Source organism: Arthrobacter endolithicus (assembly GCF_026627425.1).
Taxonomy (GTDB): Bacteria; Actinomycetota; Actinomycetes; order Actinomycetales; family Micrococcaceae; genus Arthrobacter_M.
This window is the reverse complement of record NZ_JAPNLH010000060.1, coordinates 1-1,206: the sequence shown is the minus strand read 5'-3', so window position 1 is coordinate 1,206 and position 1,206 is coordinate 1. Positions and strand designations below refer to the sequence as shown.

The 1,206-nt window shown below is 67.2% G+C and carries 1 protein-coding gene; it reads left to right on the top strand.

The features are described 5' to 3' along the window. The first annotated feature begins 19 nt into the window (after positions 1 to 19). Positions 20 to 1,012: a glucose-6-phosphate dehydrogenase assembly protein OpcA gene (locus OS914_RS17980; RefSeq protein WP_267547424.1), complete on the top strand. Its 993-nt coding sequence runs from the start codon at positions 20 to 22 to the stop codon at positions 1,010 to 1,012. Positions 1,013 to 1,206: the final 194 nt, after the last annotated feature.

The following is a 1,206-nucleotide window of genomic DNA, read 5'->3' as shown; positions in this document are numbered from 1 at the left end:
GTCGAATCTGGAGAAGGCCGTGATTGTTGATCTTGCGAATACCACGACCTCGAAGGTTTCCAGGAGGATTATTTCCCTGCGCGAGCAGGGGGGTGTGATTGCTTTGGGTCGGGTGCTCACCCTTGTGGTTGTCACTAAGTCTGGTCTTGAGGAAGAAGCCATCGAGGCTGCCAATCTGGCCAGTTGCGAGCACCCGTGCCGGATCATCGTCCTCGCGGACGCCGGCGCGGTGGCGCCTACCCGTCTGGATGCCCAGATCCGCGTCGGCGGGGACGCCGGCGCGTCGGAAGTGATCGTGCTGCGCGGCTACGGGGAACTCGCCGCCGAAAGCGAGTCCTTGGTCGCGGCCCTGCTGCTGCCCGACGCCCCGATCGTGGTGTGGTGGCCGCACGGCGCCCCGGACAACGCCTGCCAAACCTCGATCGGACGTATCGCGCACCGCCGGATCACGGACTCGGCTAACGAGGCGGATCCGCAGCGGGCCCTGGCCAATATCCGCCGGACCTACCAGGCAGGGGACACGGATCTGGCCTGGACCCGGCTGACCAACTGGCGGATCCAGCTCGCCGCGGTCCTGGACCAGGCCGGCGGCAGCCCCATCACCGCCGTCACCGTCGAGGGCGCCTGCGATTCCCCAAGCACGATCCTGCTCGCAGCGTGGCTGCACCGGGCCTTGAACGCCCCCGTCACCATCGTCGCGGACCCCGCCGGCACCGGGATCCGGGGCGTCCGGCTGTCCCGGGCTTCCGGTGACATCCAGCTGTCCCGGCCCGGACTGACAGTCGCTGAACTGACCCAGCCCGGGCAGCCCACGCAGCGGGTCTCGCTGCCCCGTCGCACCCTGCAGGCCTGCCTGGCCGAGGAACTACGCCGCCTGGACCCCGACGAGGTCTTCGGCGAAACTGTTCGTAGTCTTGGTACTGCCACGGACCACCCGGACAGCCCCGTGATAGTGACCGGCAGTGCGGGTCCCGGACGTGACCGGGACCGTTCGTCACTGATCACCGTCTAAAAGGACCGCGATCTTGGATCCGGACACCGGCCCGGTCATGGCCTTGGTTTCCTCCTGACTCCCGCCACGATGGCAAAGCGTCCGGCTGCCGTCAGCGGCCTCAATAGCTACACGGCTGCCTCGCCAACGGACTTCGCCAGCAGAAGGCAATCAGCGTCAGTAAATCGGCGATGTCCGATAACGGCCTCGCGGCA